The following is a 16,517-nucleotide window of genomic DNA, read 5'->3' as shown; positions in this document are numbered from 1 at the left end:
CCCGGCCAGAAACAGTGATATTCTCAGCCCCATCACGTCAGATGAGCTGACGGCGATCTTTCACTGGAACCCCGCGTGCGAGCGGCCTGTCCGCCACGCTGACACAGGAGACGCGTTGTGTCTGAATTGTCTCAACTTTCCCCCCAGCCGCTGTGGGATATTTTCGCCAAAATCTGCTCCATTCCACACCCGTCTTATCATGAAGAAGCGCTGGCCGAATACATCGTCGGCTGGGCCAAAGAGCAAGGATTTTGGGTTGAACGCGATCAGGTCGGAAACATCCTGATTCGTAAACCCGCCACCAAAGGCATGGAAAAACGCACGCCGGTCGCCTTGCAGGCGCATCTCGACATGGTGCCGCAGAAAAACAATGACACGGTGCACGACTTCACCAAAGATCCCATTCAGCCGTATATCGATGGCGAATGGGTGAAAGCGCGCGGCACCACGCTGGGTGCCGATAACGGCATCGGTATGGCCTCGGCGCTGGCAGTGCTGGCTGACAACAGCCTGACACACGGCCCGATTGAAGTGCTGCTGACCATGACGGAAGAATCCGGTATGGATGGCGCGTTTGGTTTACAACCAAACTGGTTGCAGGCCGATATCCTGATCAACACCGACTCAGAAGAAGAAGGTGAGATCTACATGGGTTGCGCGGGCGGTATCGATTTTATCACCACCCTCCCGTTGAGCCGTGAGGCAGTGCCTGCCGGTTATGAAACCCTGAAGCTGACGCTGAAAGGCCTGAAAGGCGGCCACTCCGGCGCAGATATCCACCTCGGTCTGGGCAATGCCAACAAGCTGCTGGCGCGCTTCCTCGCCGCCCATGCGCGCGCCCTTGATGTGCGTCTGATTGAGTTCACCGGCGGTACGCTGCGTAACGCCATCCCGCGTGAAGCCTTCGCGACCCTGGCGATCGACAGCCACAAAGTCGATGCGCTGAAATCGGCGGCGGCGCATTTCCAGGCGACGCTGCAAAACGAGCTGGGTATTAAAGAGAAGAACATCGCGTTGCTGAGCGAGCCGTTGGCGCATCAGGGCCAGGCGCTGACTGCCGACAGCCGTGATCGCTTCCTGAACCTGCTGAACACCACCCCGAACGGTGTGATCCGCAATTCAGACGTGGCGAAAGGCGTGGTGGAAACCTCGCTTAACGTCGGCGTGGTGACGATGGACCAGGACAACGCAGAAATCATCTGTCTGATCCGTTCGCTGATCGATACCGGTAAAGACTACGTGGTAGAAGTGCTGACCTCGCTGGGTGAGCTGGCGGGTGCTAAAACCGCACCGAAAGGCGGTTACCCAGGCTGGCAGCCGGATGCCGATTCGCCGATCATGGCGCTGACGCGTAAAACCTACGAAGCGCTGTTTAGCAAAACGCCGAACATCCAGGTGATCCACGCCGGTCTGGAGTGTGGTCTGTTCAAGAAACCGTATCCGAATATGGATATGGTCTCCATCGGGCCGACCATCACTGGCCCGCACTCCCCGGATGAGCAGGTTCACATCGCCAGCGTCGGTTTGTACTGGCAGCTGCTGACCTCATTGCTGAACGTTGTGCCAGAAAAAGTGTAACTATTTCGTAAAGTGACTAACCAGGCTCCGGCCTGGTTTTTTTATGCCTGTTAACAACCCCAGCATAATTCGCTACAAATCCCTCACATCACCTCCCTCTTTCACCAGTGGCTTTGGTTACAGCCAGTTTTAGCCGCCGTTACGCCCAGATGTCTGGATGGCTAATAAGATTTTGTGCTAGCTTATGCGCTTTCGTTTGTTGCCGAGCCTGGATGTTCAGGAAAAAATGCGCCCAATTCTCTTTATTAAAGGCCCTGTCCATGAGTGCGATTAACCGCCTGGAGATGCGTAATATCTCCATCGCTTTTGGCGGTTTTGCCGCGCTGACCGAGGTGGATTTCACCACCGACGGTGGCTCGGTGCATGCGCTGACCGGCGCGAATGGCGCGGGGAAATCAACACTGATGGCGGTGCTGGCCGGTGCCCACAGCCATTATCACGGCGAGATCCTGCTCGACGGTGCTCCCGTCACCATTCGCTCACCGCGCGATGCTAAAAAACTGGGTATTCATCTGGTCCAGCAGGAAGTGGATGTGGCGCTGGTGCCACAGCTCAGCGTGGCGGAAAACATCCTGCTTGATCATCTGGCAGAACCCGGCCACGGCTATCGCTGGGGCGAGATCCGTCGCCAGGCGCGTGCGCTGCTGGAGCAGTTGGAAGTGAACATTGATGTCAAACGCCTGGTGGAACGCTGCTCGCTGGCGGAGAAGCAGCAGATTTTGCTGGCACGCGCCCTCTCCCACCACTGCCGCTTCCTGATTCTGGATGAACCCACCGCGCCGCTTGACCAGCATGAAAGCGAGCGTCTGTTTAACGTGGTACGCCGTTTACAGGGCAACGGCATTGGCGTGGTGTTTATTTCCCACCGTATCCATGAACTGAAAGCGATTTGCGACCAACTGACGGTGCTGCGTGACGGACGGTTAATCGAAACCGCACCGATGGCCGCACTCAGCGGTGAACAAATCGTCGAGAAGATGCTCGGCCACCAGCTGACCGATGTCTACCCGCCACGTCGTGAACGTCAGTCGCAACCGCTGTTGCTGTCGGTGGAAGGTCTGCACGACGACCAGTTGTTGCAGGATATCTCGCTGCGTCTGCATAAAGGGGAGATCCTGGGGATCGCCGGTCTGGCCGGTGCCGGGAAAACCGAGCTGTGCAAAGCATTATTTGGTGCCAGCAAAAGCCGCGTCAGCAAAGGCGAGTTACATGGTAAGCCGTGGCAGCCGCGTTCCCCGCACGATTCGGTAGAAAATCGCATGGCGCTGGTGCCGGAAGAACGGCGTAAAGAAGGCATCTTTATTGATGAGTCGGTGGCGATGAACCTGAGCATCAGCGCCGATAACAGTTTCTCCCGCTGGAGCCTGTTTGGTCATCGCCAGGCCTGGCGCTGGGCGGAAGAGGTGATTAACCGCCTCAACGTGCGTACCACTGGTCCGGCGCAGACGCTGCGCCGCCTGTCCGGCGGTAACCAGCAGAAAGTGGCGATCGGCAAATGGCTGCGCAATAACGCTGACGTGCTGATTTTTGATGAACCGACTAAGGGTGTCGATATCAAGGCGAAAACCGATCTGTTCAGCCTGATCGACGGTTTAGCGCGGGAAGGCAAAGGCATCATCTACGCTTCGGGCGAGTTTTCCGAACTGGTGGGCCTGTGTGACCGTATTTGTGTGCTCTGGGATGGGCGCATTGTGGCAGAAATGGAGGGACGTGAGGCCACAGAAGAGACGCTTTTGCTTTATTCCACCGGAGGAACCCCTGCGTGAGCAGCAAAGAAATAATCCTGAACCCGCAGCCTTCTCTGCGCCATCAACTGTTTGATTTTCTCTATAAATGGGGCATGTTGCTGACGGTGGTGATCCTGATCGCTGCCTTTGGCCTCGCGTCAGACAGCTTCCTTGAACCCACCAATATCATCAACATTCTTCGCTCGATCGCCATTGTGACGGTGATTGCGATTGGCGTGTCAATCTCGCTGACCATCGGCGGCTTTGACTTGTCGGTTGGCTCCACCGCGTCGTTAGCAAACGCGCTGGTGATTTCGCTGTTCGTCTGGTACGGCTTTGGCACTACCGAGGCGATCATTATCACCCTGCTGCTGTGCACCCTTGTGGGCCTGTTTAACAGCTTCCTGATTGTGGTGCTGCGCATTCCCGACATGCTGGCGACCCTTGCCACCCTGTTCGTGATTCAGGGCGTGGCAATGACCTACAGCTTTGGCGGCTCGATTACCGAGAACATGGTGATGCCAAATGGCGACATGGCGGAAGGGGCCATTCCGGCAGGTTTTAACCTGCTCGGCCAGGTACCAACCATCGTCATTATTATGCTGGTGGTGACCGTGGTCGCCCAACTGGCGTTGTCGCTGACCAAACATGGCCGCCGTATGTATGCCCTTGGCGGCAACCCGGAAGCGGCGCGTCTCTCCGGCATTCGCACCACCCGCTATCGCGTGCTGGCTTATGTGATCGCCTCACTGCTGGCGGGTCTGGGCGGCATCTTGCTGGCATCGCGTATTGGCTCGTCACAGGTGAATGCCGGTGGCGGCTATCTGATGGATGCGGTGGCGGCGGCGTGGATTGGCTTCTCGCTGGCCGGTTCCGGCAAACCTAACGCGCTCGGCACCCTGGTGGGTGCGGTGATCCTCGGCGTGCTGCAAAACGGGCTGGTGATGCTTTCCGTGCCTTACTACGCGATGGACATTATTAAAGGCCTGGTGCTGGCTCTGGCCCTGGCGATTACCTATATCCAGCGCCGCTAAGGCGCTTCCCTTGAGAAAGAGAACAACATGAAAAAAATCACCCTTTCGCTGCTGGCCGTAAGCCTGCTGAATGCCAGCGCCGCCTTTGCCGACACCGTGGTGCCGGTACCTGCCGCCATCGCTAATCATCAGGGACCGGTGCGTATCGCAATTATTCGTAACCTCGGTTCTGACGATAACACCACCCAGTTTGTCGCCGGTGCGATTCAGCAGGGCCGCCAGTTGGGCTTTAAAGTCAGCACCTTTCTGAGCAACGGTGATGACGCTCGCTTCCAGGATTTCGTCAGCCAGGCCATCAGCCAGAAGTATGACGGCATCATCCTGTCTCACGGTAAAGAACCCTACTCCACCGCGCTGGTGAAGCGTATCGCTGATGCCGGAATTAAACTGTCGGTGTTTGATACTCCGGTGGATACCCCGGTGAACGGTGTGACGGTGACGGCGCAAAATGATGCGTCACTGGCGCAAGAGTCACTCGGCCAGATGATCAAAGATTTCAACGGCAAAGCGAATATCGTCAAGCTGTGGGTCGGTGGCTTCCCGGCGATGGATCGCCGCCAGGTGGTGTATGAAAAACTGCTGAAAGAGAATCCAGGCATTCATCAGCTGGAGTCGATTGGTGCCGTTTCTTCTGACGTTCAGGGCGACACCGCCAACAAAATTGGCGCGATTCTGGCCAAGTACCCGAAAGGGAAGATTGATGCCATCTGGGGTTCGTGGGATGCCTTCAGCCAGGGGGCTTACAAGGCGTTGCAGGAGAATGGTCGTACCGAGATCAAGCTTTATAGTATTGATGTCTCCAACCAGGACCTGCAACTGATGCACGAGAAGAACAGCCCGTGGGTGCAGACGGTAGCGGTTGATCCAAAAACCATCGGTGCGGTGAATATGCGCCTGGTGGCGAATAAAATCGCCGGTGAAGCCACCCCTGCCAGCTACGAGTTTAAAGCGTCGGCAATTTCGCAGCAGCAGCTGAACAGCCAGCAAGGTGCAGTGAATGTGGCGTCGCTGAACAAAATTATTCCGGGCTGGGGCGAAAACAGCGATTTCGTCGCTCCGTGGTTCGCCACGCTGGAAGCGAAGTACGGCAAGAAATAATTTTTGCCCTCACCCTAACCCTCTCCCGCAAGCGGGAGAGGGGACCGATCGAGCCTGTGGCACACCTCCCTCTCCCTCATGGGAGCCGATCGAGCCTGTGGCACATCTCCCTCTCCCTCATGAGAGCCGATCGAGCCTGTGGCACATCTCCCTCTCCCTCATGGGAACCGATCGAGCCTGTGGCACATCTCCCTCTCCCTCATGGGAGCCGATCGAGCCTGTGGCACATCTCCCTCTCCCTCATGGGGACCGATCGAGCCTGTGGCACATCTCCCTCATGGGAACCGATCGAGCCTGTGGCACATCTCCCTCTCCCTCATGGGAACCGATCGAGCCTGTGGCACATCTCCCTCTCCCTCATGGGAACCGATCGAGCCTATGGCACATCTCCCTCTCCCTCATGGGAGCCGATCGAGCCTGTGGCATATCTCCCTCTCCCTCATGGGAGAGGGCCGGGGTGAGGGTATCAGCCCGCACCTCACTACAACCCCAGCAACAACTGCCTTTCCAACTGTGGATTCACCAGCGTGACATGCAATCCCACCAGCCTGACGCCCCGTCCGGCACGGCGTTCATCCCAGGTTTTGCGCGCCACGGCGATCATGTCCTCTTTATTCAGCACCGGCCAGATATGCTCCTGGGTCGTCAGCTGGAAATCATTAAACTTCAGCTTCACCCCCTGACGAGCGATCAGTTTATCCGGGCGAATTCGCGTCAAACGACGCTCCAGCTCCTCGTACAGATAATCAATAATCTCCAGGCACTGCTCCCAGCGATGAATATCTTCCATCAGGGTGCGTTCAACGCCGAGAGATTTGCGTTCCCGCTCCACCACCACGCCACGCTCATCAACGCCGTGGCTGCGCTCCCACAACACCCGGCCAAATTTGCCGAAGCGTTTGAGCAGACGCGCCAGGTCGGTTTGCTGCACATCGCCACAGGTCAGAAGCCCCATCTCCTCCAGTTTTTTCGCCGACACTTTGCCAACACCCGGAATTTTGCTCAGCGGCAGCGTCAGCAAAAAATCCGGCATCGCCTGCGGCGTAATGACGAACTGGCCGTTGGGCTTGTTCAAATCCGACGCGATTTTGGCGAGAAACTTAATTGGCGCGATACCTGCTGATGCGGTGAGCTGCGTTTCCCGCCAGATGTCGGCGCGGATCGCCTGCGCCATCAAAGTGGCAGATCCCTGACAATGTGGACTGTCGGTCACATCAAGGTAAGCTTCATCCAGCGAAAGCGGCTCAATCAGGGAAGTATACCGGGCAAAGATCGTGCGGATCTGGCGCGAGGCTTCTTTGTAGGCTTCGAAACGTCCGGGCAGCAGACGCAGATGTGGGCAGAGCTTTAACGCCATCGCGGTAGGCATCGCGCTACGGACGCCATACTCGCGTGCCGGATAGTTGGCGGTACTGATGACGCCACGCTGTACCCGGCTGCCGCCAATGGCGATGGGGATATCACGCAAAGAGGGATCGTCGCGCATTTCAACTGCCGCGAAGAAGCAGTCCATATCGACATGAATGATCTTACGCATACCCCCTCCGAATACTGGATAAGTATACAGCATCGAAAGATATCAGCAATATTTGTCGCTGCCAGCATTAAAGTTTACAAATTTATGGCCGTAATCCCATTGAGAAATGGCTATTTTCTCAGCCACCGGCTTGATTAAACGCCAGACAATGTTAATGTTGCGCTGCGGTAGCGGATATTTCCGATAATGCAATACAGAGACGTTATGCGTCAGAGTTTTTCTTCACTTCAAGGTACACACAGAATGGGCAGAATCGCATTATTCCTTGCGATGATTGTTATGCCGGTCCTTAGCTGGGCAATGACGCCAGAGCCAGTTAACCCACAGGCTCCGGTCAGTAAAGAACTAAAAAAACAATTACTTGGCACGCCGGTTTATATTCAGATCTTCAAGGAAGAACGCACGCTGGAACTGTACGGCAAGATCGGTAATGAATATCGTCTGCTGGATAGCTACCGCATTTGTAATTTCTCTGGCGGCTTGGGACCCAAACGCCGTGAGGGCGATTTTAAAAGTCCGGAAGGATTTTATAGCGTCAAGCTGAATCAGTTAAAACCGGATAGCCACTATTATCGCGCCATCAATACCGGCTTCCCGAATCAATTTGACCGTGATAATGGTTACAGCGGCAAATATCTGATGATTCACGGCGACTGTAAGTCAATTGGCTGCTATGCCATGACCAACGCCTACATGGACGAGATTTATACCTATGTGAACGCGGCGCTGCGTAACGGCCAGCAAGAGATCGCCCTGAGCATCTTCCCGTTCCGTATGACCGACAGCAATATGCAGCGTCATCGCTACTCCACTTACGCCAGCTTCTGGCGTCAGTTGCAGCCGGGCTATGCGTACTTTGAGAAGTACCATCAGCCGCCGACGGTCAACGTGACCGCCACCGGCCAGTATGCGGTGAACAGCAGTCCGGCGGTGATGACCGCGCCAGACGCTGCATCAAAATCATTCCTGGCGCTCTCCCAGGCAAAATAATACCCATTCACCTGGCACTATCCGGTGCCAGGTTTCATTTCCCGTTAGCGGTTGCGTTGCAATCACCGTCACCACATCCTGCGGCGTGGTCTGCTGCTGAAAATCAATTTCCACATCCTGATCAAGCAACTTCGCTTTACCAAAGGGCGCACGGCGGGTGATCCAAAACAGATTGGTGGAACAGAACGCCATCAGATAACGTCCGTCCGACAACAGCATATTAAACACCCCTTTCTGCCGCAGTTCCGCCGCCAGCTCGGCGATATAACGGAACACCGCAGGCCAGTTACCCGGCGTACGCGGATAACGCGTGGTGAGTTTGTGCAGGATCCAGCAAAACGCTTTTTCACTGTCCGTCTCGCCAACCGGACGGAAATGGCCGGTATCAAGCTGACGATACCCTTTCAGCTGGCCGTTGTGCGCATAGGTCCAGTTACGGCCCCACAGCTCGCGAGTAAAGGGATGGGTGTTTTCCAGCGACACTTCGCCACGATTCGCCTGGCGGATATGGGCCACCACCGAATGTGACTTGATCGGGTATTCCTGTACCAGACGGGCAATCGGCGAGTTAAAGCTCGGCAGCGGATCTTTAAAGGTGCGGCACCCTTTATCTTCGTAAAAGGTAATGCCCCAGCCATCTTTGTGCGGCCCGGTTCCGCCGCCACGCTGTACCAGACCGGTAAAACTGAAACAGATATCCGTGGGGACATTGGCGCTCATCCCGAGCAATTCGCACATAGCTACCGCCTTAGTAAAATCCTCCCACTGACGTGGGAGGAGAAGCCACGACTTACTTCACCATCTCTTTTTCAATCAGCAGCATCAGAATATGGATCACTTTAATGTGAATCTCCTGGATGCGGTCAGCGTAGCCAAAATGCGGCACACGGATTTCGATATCCGCCGTTCCTGCCATCTTGCCACCGTCTTTACCGGTCAGGGTGATCACTTTCATGCCCTGCGCGCGTGCGGCTTCCACCGCTTTGATGATGTTGGCGGAGTTGCCAGAGGTGGAAATACCCAGCAGCACGTCCCCCGCACGGCCCACCGCTTCGATATAGCGAGAAAACACGTAATCGTAACCAAAATCATTGCTGACGCACGACAGGTGGCTGACATCAGAGATAGCGATGGCCGGATAGCCAGGACGGTTTTCACGGTAACGCCCGGTCAGTTCTTCAGCGAAGTGCATGGCATCGCAATGCGAGCCGCCGTTACCGCAGGAGAGAACTTTGCCGCCCGCTTTGAAGCTATCCGCCAGCATCACTGCGGCGCGCTGAATCGCGTGGATATTGGCTTCATTGCTGAGGAAGTTATTCAGCGTATCGGCGGCTTCATTAAGCTCTGACCGGATAATGTCCTGATACATAGGGATGTCCTTTAGAGGAAAGATTGACTCCGCAAGTTTAACGGAATGGCGTTAAGGCGCAAAGCATCCAGACCTGACGTCTGGCGGGAAAAAGCGTCGGGTTATGTGTCAGATCAATCTGCCAGGATGATTTTGTGAGTTTGGTTGTAATTGCGTTGTAAACAGATTGATAAATTTTCGCGGCTGCTCTAAACCTTAACACATAACAGGTCAGACCTCTTACAACTTACGGAGCGGTTCATTATGCTGGTTGCCTCAATCGTTGCGACGCTGATATTGATTAGCGCCCTCTTCTATCATCAACTTTCTCTGCGGCTGAGCAGTGCCATTCTGCTGTTGTGGACCGCTGCGCTGGCGTTTAGCGGGCTGTGGACACCCTGGTTGCTGCTGCCTCTCGCGATCATCCTGCTGCCGTTTAACCTGCCGACCATGCGTCGCAGCATGTTTTCCAAACCGATGTTACATAGCTTCCAGAAAGTGATGCCGCCGATGTCGCGTACGGAAAAAGAAGCGATTGATGCGGGTACCACCTGGTGGGAAGGTGATTTGTTTCGTGGCAAACCGGATTGGCAGAAACTGCACAACTATCCGCAGCCGCGATTGACGGAAGAAGAACAAACCTTCCTGGATGGCCCGGTGGAAGAAGCCTGTCGTATGGCGAACGATTTCCAGATCACCCACGAAATGGCTGATCTGCCGCCAGAGCTGTGGGCCTATCTGAAAGAACATCGTTTCTTCGCCATGATCATCAAGAAAGAATACGGCGGACTTGAGTTCTCAGCTTACGCCCAGGCGCGCGTACTGCAAAAACTGGCTGGAGTCTCAGGCATTCTGGCGATCACCGTTGGCGTACCGAACTCCCTCGGCCCCGGTGAACTGCTACAGCATTACGGCACCGATGAGCAGAAGGATCACTATCTGCCGCGCCTGGCGCGTGGCGACGAGATCCCATGCTTTGCTCTGACCAGCCCGGAAGCCGGCTCCGATGCCGGGGCCATTCCCGATACCGGCGTGGTGTGCATGGGTGAGTGGCAGGGTAAGCAGGTACTTGGCATGCGCCTCACCTGGAACAAACGCTATATCACGCTGGCACCGATCGCCACCGTGCTTGGTCTGGCGTTTAAACTGTCCGACCCGGATCATCTGCTGGGCGAGACGGAAGAGTTGGGGATTACCTGCGCGCTGATCCCGACCCACACCCCAGGCGTGGAAATTGGTAACCGCCACTTCCCGCTGAACGTGCCCTTCCAGAACGGTCCGACGCGCGGCAAAGATATCTTTGTGCCGATTGATTACATTATTGGCGGCCCGGCAATGGCCGGTCAGGGCTGGCGTATGCTGGTGGAATGCCTGTCCGTTGGTCGTGGTATCACCCTGCCCTCCAACTCCACAGGCAGCCTGAAAACCATCGCACTGGCGACCGGTGCCTACGCGCACATCCGCCGCCAGTTCAAAGTCTCCATCGGCAAGATGGAAGGGATTGAAGAACCGCTGGCACGCATTGCCGGTAACGCCTATGTGATGGATGCGGCGGCAATCCTTATCACCAGCGGCATTATGCTCGGCGAGAAGCCAGCGGTGCTGTCGGCGATTGTCAAATATCACTGCACCCATCGCGGCCAACAATCGATTATCGATGCGATGGATATCGCCGGTGGCAAAGGCATTATGCTCGGCGAGAACAACTTCCTTGCCCGCGCATACCAGGGTGCCCCGATTGCGATCACCGTCGAAGGCGCCAATATCCTGACGCGTAGCATGATTATCTTCGGCCAGGGTGCGATTCGTTGCCATCCGTGGGTGCTGGAAGAGATGAATGCGGCGGCGAAAAATGATTTGGTCGCGTTTGACCGTGCATTGTTCAGCCATATCGGCCATGTCGGCAGCAATAAAGTGCGTAGCCTGTGGCTTGGTCTGACCGGCGGTCGTACCAGCGCCACCCCAACCCGTGACGCCACACGCCATTATTATCAGCAGATTAACCGTCTGAGCGCCAACCTTGCCCTGCTGTCGGACGTCTCGATGGCAGTGCTGGGCGGCAGCCTGAAACGCCGTGAACGCATCTCCGCGCGCCTTGGCGATGTGCTGAGCCAACTCTATCTGGCATCAGCCACGCTGAAACGCTATGAAGATGAAGGACGCAATGAAGCCGATTTGCCGCTGGTGCACTGGGGCGTACAGGATGCGCTGCATCAAGCCGAAGTGGCGATTGATGACCTGCTGCGCAACTTCCCGCATCGCCTGGTGGCTGGCGCGCTACGTATGGTGATCTTTGCTGGTGGGCATCACTGCCCGGCGCCGTCTGATAAGCTCGACCACAAGCTGGCGAAGTTGTTGCAACTGCCGTCAGCCACTCGCACCCGTCTGGGACGTGGTCAATATCTGACACCGAGCGCACATAACCCGGCTGGACAACTGGAACAAGCGTTGCAGGATGTGATGGCGGCTGAAGTGATTCACGATCGCCTGTGCAAACAGCTGAAGAAAAATCTCTCCTTCACCCGTCTGGATCAACTGGCCCAGCGTGGCCTGAAAGAGGGTTGGATTGATGAGACAGAAGCCCAGGTCCTGACCCGTGCCGAAGTCAGTCGCTTGCGTGCGATCAACGTTGATGAGTTTGCACCGGAAGCGCTGGCGGTACCCAAACCGCAAAGCAAAGCGCCCACCCGCGCCAGTGAAGCGGCATAAACGATGACGAAACGCGCCGCACGAAGTCGTAGCGGCGCGATTTATCGCGCTTGCTGAACGATTTATCCCGCCTGACGAATCCGGGCAATCAATCCATCAACATCATCAATATGGTTAGCCGCCAGAATCAACGTGCGTCCCAGGGTGATGCAGCTGCGGATGCACTCGGTACGCATCGCATCATCGCCAATCAGTTTGAAATCCGCCACATGCGACATCCCTACGGTACGGCGAATCAGCTCGGTGCCGCAGTAACCGATGGTATCGCTCCAGACTTTACGCAGGAAGGCTGCGGCATAACCCGGATATGCCAGCGCCACGTCGGAGGTTTTGGCGGCAGCCAGCTCGAGGAAACGGCTCTCGAAAATGCTCCAGACCTGATGAACATCGCTCAGGCGACGTTCGCGCGCTTCCGCCGCTTCACGCGGGGCCAGCAGACCCGGCAGGCAGCAGTAGTTAATCAGCAGGTTCCCCAGCGCGGTGCCAACATCAAAACCAATCGGACCGAAGTAGCCAAATTCCGCATCAATCGCTTTCAGGCTGCCATCCGCCACAAAGATTGATCCGCTGTGAATATCGCCGTGTAACAAGGCTTCCGCATCGGCAAAGAAACGGTGCTTCAGACCAGCCACCGCAATTCTCAGCGCATCATCGCTGCGCAGGCTTTCCACCAGCGATTGCAGCGCTGCCGGATATTTGTTGCGTTCATGGTCGATATAGGGGTCGTTGAAGAACAGATCTTCAGTGATTTCACACATCTCCGGGTTGATAAAGCGCGCAACTTCGGCTTTTTTCTTATGCGGATGCAGAATGAAATCGGAGGTATGGAATAGGGTCTGCGCCAGGTATTCGCCCAATTGGCTGGCCGCCTGCGGATAATATGCGCCTTTCACCAGCTCACCACGCCAGATGCGATGGCTGGAGAGATCTTCCATCACCATCACCGCCAGATCGGCATCGTAATGGGTTACGTGCACGGTATGCTGCGGGCAATGTTTGTAGTGTTCTACCAACGTCTGCGCTTCCAGACGGGCACGATCCAGGGTTAACGGCCAGGATTCACCGACGCAGCGCACATAAGGCAGCGCCTGCTTAACCACCACACGGCTGACGCCCTGGTTGTCGTAAATCTTAAATACCAGGTTAAGATTTCCATCACCGATCTCCTCGGCGCTCACCAGCGCTGACGGATCGTCCACACCGCCAAATTGTTTTGCATATTCCACAGCATCGGCAGCGGTGAACGTACGGTATTGCGACATTGCCTGTTCCTCGTGAATCGTAAGTAATAAGCCGTTCAGACGTCTATACATCCGTCACGCATGTTGGCACAATAGCCGCCATTAACGCAACAGGGATTTCACACCATGCAAACACTTCGCACTACCAGCCTGGAAATTCGCGATAACCAGCTCTGGATCCTCGACCAGCAGGCGCTGCCCCAGCAGAAAAATTGGTTGCCTGCACACGATGTCGTACAACTGGTTGATCATATCCACGCATTGCGGGTGCGTGGCGCACCGTTAATCGGCCTTTCCGCCAGCCTGCTGCTGGCGTTACTGGCGGAACAGGGCATGGCGCAGGCGGCACTGGCTGAAGCGCTGGAGGTACTGCGTGCGGCGCGTCCGACGGCGGTGAATCTGATGAACAACCTCGATCGTATGAAAGTGGCGCTGGCACACCCGGATTTTGTCAGCGCGCTGACCCACGAGGCACTGCGCCTGGTAGAGGAAGATAAACAGCTGTGCGACAACATTGCCCGGGCAGGTAGCGCGTTAGTGAAGCCAGGCAGCCAGTTGCTGACCCACTGCAACACCGGAGGCCTGGCGACCGCAGGCGTGGGCACCGCGCTGGGGGTGATTGCTCATGCGCACCAGCAGGGTAAGGTGAAAAATGTTTGGGTGGATGAAACCCGTCCGTTATTGCAGGGGGGCCGCCTGACCGCATGGGAATTGGGTGAGTTGGGGATTCCTTACCATCTGATCACCGATTCAATGGCTGCCAGCCTGATGGCGCGCGGCGTGGTTGATGCCATTTGGTTTGGTGCGGATCGCATTGCGGCCAATGGCGATGTGGCGAATAAAATAGGCACCTACAGCCTGGCGGTGCTGGCGCAGTACCACGGCGTACCGTTCTATGTAGCGGCACCGCATACCACGCTGGACCGCCTGTGCCCGAATGGCGACGCCATTCCGATTGAACAACGCGCCGCCAGCGAAGTCACCGGCGTAGCAGGCAGTTTTGGCAGCGTGCAGTGGGCACCAGAGAACGCTGCCGTTTACAACCCGGCGTTTGATGTCACGCCCGCGGCGTTAATCAGTGGTTGGGTGCTGGATACCGGCGTGGTGACGCCTGAGCAGGTTAAAGAGGGGATTTTTCAGGTTAGGTGAGGTGCGGTGAGGGGAGATGCGGTCTGTTACCCTCACCCCGGCCCTCTCCCATGAGGGAGAGGGAGATGTGCCATATGCCAGATTGACTCGATCAGTCCCCTCTCCCGCTGGCGGGAGAGGGTTAGGGTGAGGGTCATAACTCGCGCCAAATCAAGCCAGACGCGGATAAGCATCCGCAATGCTGTCGCCAGTGAAGTTCGCAATCCAGCCTTCCTGGTTGTCGAAAATACGGATGGCGGTAAAGTGCGGCTCAGAACCCATATCAAACCAATGCGGCGTGCCAGCCGGCACTGAAATCAGATCCTGTTTTTCACACAGGATCTGGTACACCTGACCATCCAGATGCAGGCAGAACAGACCTGAACCTTCAACAAAGAAGCGAACTTCATCTTCGCTGTGGGTATGTTCATTGAGAAACTTGCTGCGCAGCGCTTCTTTCTGCGGGTTGTCGGCACGCATGCTCAACACATCCCAGCTCTGATAACCTTTTTCGGCCACCAGACGATCGATCGCATGCTGATAAGCTTTGATCACCGTGTCAGAATCCGGGGTGGCACCCAGATCGCGATCTGCTTCCCAGCGTTCAAAACGCACGCCTTTGGCGTTGAGACGCTCGCGAATCGCTTCTGCATCGGTACTGTGCCACACCGGCTGGCTGGCTTCGGTATCGGTAAAAATGGTCAGTGCACTCATCCTAAATCGACTCCGGGTTAATCTGGGAAAAATCATTTACCTGACGATGACGGCTTTCGCTATCCGCCTCGCCGCGAATTAATTGCAGGGTATGCCAGCCCGCTTCGGCAGCGGCATCCAGTTCCTGATGAATATCGGACAGGAACAACAGTTCCGACGGCGCATAACCAATCTGCTGCGCAATATTGCGATAGGACTGGGTTTCGCGCTTGGCACCGACGCCAGTGTCAAAATAGCCGCTAAACAACGACGTTAAATCACCTTCATCGCTGTAGCCAAATAATAATTTCTGCGCCGCCACGGAACCGGAGGAATATACGTACAGCGCCTTGCCCTGCTGTTGCCAGCGTTCAAATGCGGGTAACACATCCGGGTAGAGATGGCCGGTAAACTGGCCACTGACATAGCCATCTCGCCAGATCATGCCCTGCAACGCTTTCAGGCCGGGTGATTTGCGATCCTGATCGATGTAGCTCAGCAGGGTAGCAATCACCTCGTCCAGCGAAGCTTGCGCTGCGCCGGACTCCTCACGTACCGCCGCAAGCGCCGCCGCCACTGGCGCGTCGTCCTGATGTTCACGAACAAACGCCGTCAGATGCTGGCGGGCATAGGGGAACAGCACGTTGTGGACAAAGCGAATATCGCTGGTGGTGCCTTCAATATCGGTAACAATTGCGCGAATCATCTGGCCTCCAGCAGCCGACGTTGTAGTTCACATTCAAACAAAAATTCCAGCCCTTCCAGATGACGGCGGGCTTCATTGACGTCTTTGCCCCAGCAGGTCAGACCGTGGCCGCGGAGCAAAAAGCCGTAACGCAGCGGCGTCTCACGGGAAAAAGCCGCGATACGTTCCGCCAGCGCATCAATATCCTGGTCGTTATCGAACAGGGGAATCGCGACAGTGTTAAGGTGAGTCTCCTGACCGGCGAGGGTTTTCTGCATCTCATAACCACTCAGCAGCAACGCGCTGCCCTTTTCCACGCGCGACAGTACCGTCGAGTTCACCGTATGGGTATGCAACACCGCGCCTGCTTGCGGAAACAGGCGATAGATTAAGGTATGCAGGCCGGTTTCCGCCGACGGCTTACGCCCGGAGGGTACCGCGTTAGTGGCGATCTCTACCTGAATAAAGTCATCGCGCGTCAGACGCCCTTTATCCTTGCCTGATGCGCTCAGCAGGCAGTATTCGTCATCCTGACGCACCGACATGTTGCCGCCAGTGGCCGGTGCCCAGCCTTTTGCGCCAATCCAGTGGCAGGCCGCCACCAACTGTTCCAGTGGAAGAAAATCGGTCATAGCGATGTTGATATCCCGCAGGTTAGTTTGGACGTCTAAGCGTCTCGATTGCCAAATATTAACATCCTGTTTATAGTGGCAGCAACAGAGGGTTAACTCCGCAACGACATTCGCGCT

At 56.2% G+C, this 16,517-nt stretch carries 14 protein-coding genes; 7 read left to right on the top strand and 7 right to left on the bottom strand.

Annotation, left to right across the window (positions count from 1 at the left end):
* Positions 1–117: 117 nt before the first annotated feature.
* The 4 genes from pepD (at position 118) to CTZ24_RS04230 (ending at position 5,437) form a co-directional block, all read left to right on the top strand.
* A complete protein-coding gene (gene pepD / locus CTZ24_RS04245; RefSeq protein WP_021186167.1) occupies positions 118–1,578 on the top strand; it encodes a beta-Ala-His dipeptidase in 1,461 nt (486 codons plus the stop codon).
* Positions 1,579–1,838: 260 nt separating this feature from the next.
* Positions 1,839–3,344 (top strand): sugar ABC transporter ATP-binding protein, encoded by a 1,506-nt coding sequence (locus CTZ24_RS04240; protein ID WP_244634021.1) that lies wholly within the window; start codon positions 1,839–1,841, stop codon positions 3,342–3,344.
* On the top strand, positions 3,341–4,339 hold the full coding sequence (locus CTZ24_RS04235; protein WP_021186165.1) for an ABC transporter permease: 999 nt from the start codon (positions 3,341–3,343) through the stop codon (positions 4,337–4,339). The genes CTZ24_RS04240 and CTZ24_RS04235 overlap by 4 nt, the downstream gene beginning before the upstream one ends.
* 27 nt (positions 4,340–4,366) lie before the next feature.
* Positions 4,367–5,437, top strand: coding sequence for a sugar ABC transporter substrate-binding protein (locus CTZ24_RS04230; protein ID WP_021186164.1), 1,071 nt, complete (start codon positions 4,367–4,369; stop codon positions 5,435–5,437).
* Positions 5,438–5,918: 481 nt separating this feature from the next.
* Here the strand turns inward: CTZ24_RS04230 and dinB are convergent, their stop codons facing one another.
* Positions 5,919–6,974 (bottom strand): DNA polymerase IV, encoded by a 1,056-nt coding sequence (gene dinB, locus CTZ24_RS04225; RefSeq protein ID WP_208724900.1) that lies wholly within the window; start codon positions 6,972–6,974, stop codon positions 5,919–5,921.
* Positions 6,975–7,217: 243 nt separating this feature from the next.
* On the opposite strand from dinB, the gene dpaA reads away from it, so the two are divergent.
* The gene (gene dpaA / locus CTZ24_RS04220; RefSeq protein WP_021186161.1) at positions 7,218–7,964 is read left to right on the top strand and encodes a peptidoglycan meso-diaminopimelic acid protein amidase; all 747 of its coding nucleotides are present in this window, start codon (positions 7,218–7,220) and stop codon (positions 7,962–7,964) included.
* Here dpaA and CTZ24_RS04215 read toward each other — a convergent pair.
* Together CTZ24_RS04215 and lpcA are read right to left on the bottom strand one after the other, a co-directional pair.
* Complete coding sequence (locus CTZ24_RS04215) at positions 7,935–8,702, bottom strand: class II glutamine amidotransferase (RefSeq protein ID WP_021186160.1); 768 nt, start codon at positions 8,700–8,702, stop codon at positions 7,935–7,937. The two genes, dpaA and CTZ24_RS04215, sit on opposite strands and share 30 nt — an antisense overlap.
* A gap of 52 nt (positions 8,703–8,754) precedes the next feature.
* Positions 8,755–9,333: a D-sedoheptulose 7-phosphate isomerase gene (gene lpcA / locus CTZ24_RS04210; protein ID WP_013508007.1), complete on the bottom strand. Its 579-nt coding sequence runs from the start codon at positions 9,331–9,333 to the stop codon at positions 8,755–8,757.
* Between the two features lie 243 nt (positions 9,334–9,576).
* On the opposite strand from lpcA, the gene fadE reads away from it, so the two are divergent.
* Positions 9,577–12,021 (top strand): acyl-CoA dehydrogenase FadE, encoded by a 2,445-nt coding sequence (fadE, locus tag CTZ24_RS04205; protein WP_208724899.1) that lies wholly within the window; start codon positions 9,577–9,579, stop codon positions 12,019–12,021.
* Positions 12,022–12,083: 62 nt separating this feature from the next.
* On the opposite strand, the gene mtnK is transcribed toward fadE, so the two are convergent.
* Complete coding sequence (gene mtnK, locus CTZ24_RS04200; RefSeq protein ID WP_021186158.1) at positions 12,084–13,283, bottom strand: S-methyl-5-thioribose kinase; 1,200 nt, start codon at positions 13,281–13,283, stop codon at positions 12,084–12,086.
* A gap of 105 nt (positions 13,284–13,388) precedes the next feature.
* Between mtnK and mtnA the strand changes: the two genes are divergently transcribed.
* Entirely contained in the window at positions 13,389–14,411 is a 1,023-nt protein-coding gene (mtnA, locus tag CTZ24_RS04195) for an S-methyl-5-thioribose-1-phosphate isomerase (RefSeq protein ID WP_208724898.1), read from the top strand.
* 150 nt (positions 14,412–14,561) lie between these two features.
* On the opposite strand, the gene CTZ24_RS04190 is transcribed toward mtnA, so the two are convergent.
* The 3 genes from CTZ24_RS04190 to CTZ24_RS04180 are packed head-to-tail and all read right to left on the bottom strand — an operon-like array spanning position 14,562 to position 16,400.
* Positions 14,562–15,104 (bottom strand): 1,2-dihydroxy-3-keto-5-methylthiopentene dioxygenase, encoded by a 543-nt coding sequence (locus CTZ24_RS04190; RefSeq protein WP_208724897.1) that lies wholly within the window; start codon positions 15,102–15,104, stop codon positions 14,562–14,564.
* 1 nt (position 15,105) lies between these two features.
* Positions 15,106–15,789 (bottom strand): acireductone synthase, encoded by a 684-nt coding sequence (gene mtnC / locus CTZ24_RS04185; protein WP_021186155.1) that lies wholly within the window; start codon positions 15,787–15,789, stop codon positions 15,106–15,108.
* On the bottom strand, positions 15,786–16,400 hold the full coding sequence (locus CTZ24_RS04180) for a methylthioribulose 1-phosphate dehydratase (protein ID WP_208724896.1): 615 nt from the start codon (positions 16,398–16,400) through the stop codon (positions 15,786–15,788). Before CTZ24_RS04180 ends, mtnC begins: the two co-directional genes overlap by 4 nt.
* Between the last annotated feature and the right edge of the window lie 117 nt (positions 16,401–16,517).

The sequence above is a fragment of the Pantoea phytobeneficialis genome (assembly GCF_009728735.1).
Classification (GTDB): domain Bacteria; phylum Pseudomonadota; class Gammaproteobacteria; order Enterobacterales; family Enterobacteriaceae; genus Pantoea; species Pantoea phytobeneficialis.
The sequence above is the reverse complement of the archived record's forward strand: the minus strand, read 5'-3'. Positions and strand labels throughout refer to the sequence as shown.

Excerpts from the sequence above, each read along its gene's own strand:
- CTZ24_RS04240 (WP_244634021.1), top strand. The coding sequence starts at position 1,839 with ATGAGTGCGATTAACCGCCTGGAGATGCGTAATATCTCCATCGCTTTT.
- CTZ24_RS04230 (WP_021186164.1), top strand. The coding sequence starts at position 4,367 with ATGAAAAAAATCACCCTTTCGCTGCTGGCCGTAAGCCTGCTGAATGCC.
- dinB (WP_208724900.1), bottom strand. The coding sequence starts at position 6,974 with ATGCGTAAGATCATTCATGTCGATATGGACTGCTTCTTCGCGGCAGTT.
- dpaA (WP_021186161.1), top strand. The coding sequence starts at position 7,218 with ATGGGCAGAATCGCATTATTCCTTGCGATGATTGTTATGCCGGTCCTT.
- CTZ24_RS04215 (WP_021186160.1), bottom strand. The coding sequence starts at position 8,702 with ATGTGCGAATTGCTCGGGATGAGCGCCAATGTCCCCACGGATATCTGT.
- lpcA (WP_013508007.1), bottom strand. The coding sequence starts at position 9,333 with ATGTATCAGGACATTATCCGGTCAGAGCTTAATGAAGCCGCCGATACG.
- fadE (WP_208724899.1), top strand. The coding sequence starts at position 9,577 with ATGCTGGTTGCCTCAATCGTTGCGACGCTGATATTGATTAGCGCCCTC.
- mtnK (WP_021186158.1), bottom strand. The coding sequence starts at position 13,283 with ATGTCGCAATACCGTACGTTCACCGCTGCCGATGCTGTGGAATATGCA.
- mtnA (WP_208724898.1), top strand. The coding sequence starts at position 13,389 with ATGCAAACACTTCGCACTACCAGCCTGGAAATTCGCGATAACCAGCTC.
- CTZ24_RS04190 (WP_208724897.1), bottom strand. The coding sequence starts at position 15,104 with ATGAGTGCACTGACCATTTTTACCGATACCGAAGCCAGCCAGCCGGTG.
- mtnC (WP_021186155.1), bottom strand. The coding sequence starts at position 15,789 with ATGATTCGCGCAATTGTTACCGATATTGAAGGCACCACCAGCGATATT.
- CTZ24_RS04180 (WP_208724896.1), bottom strand. The coding sequence starts at position 16,400 with ATGACCGATTTTCTTCCACTGGAACAGTTGGTGGCGGCCTGCCACTGG.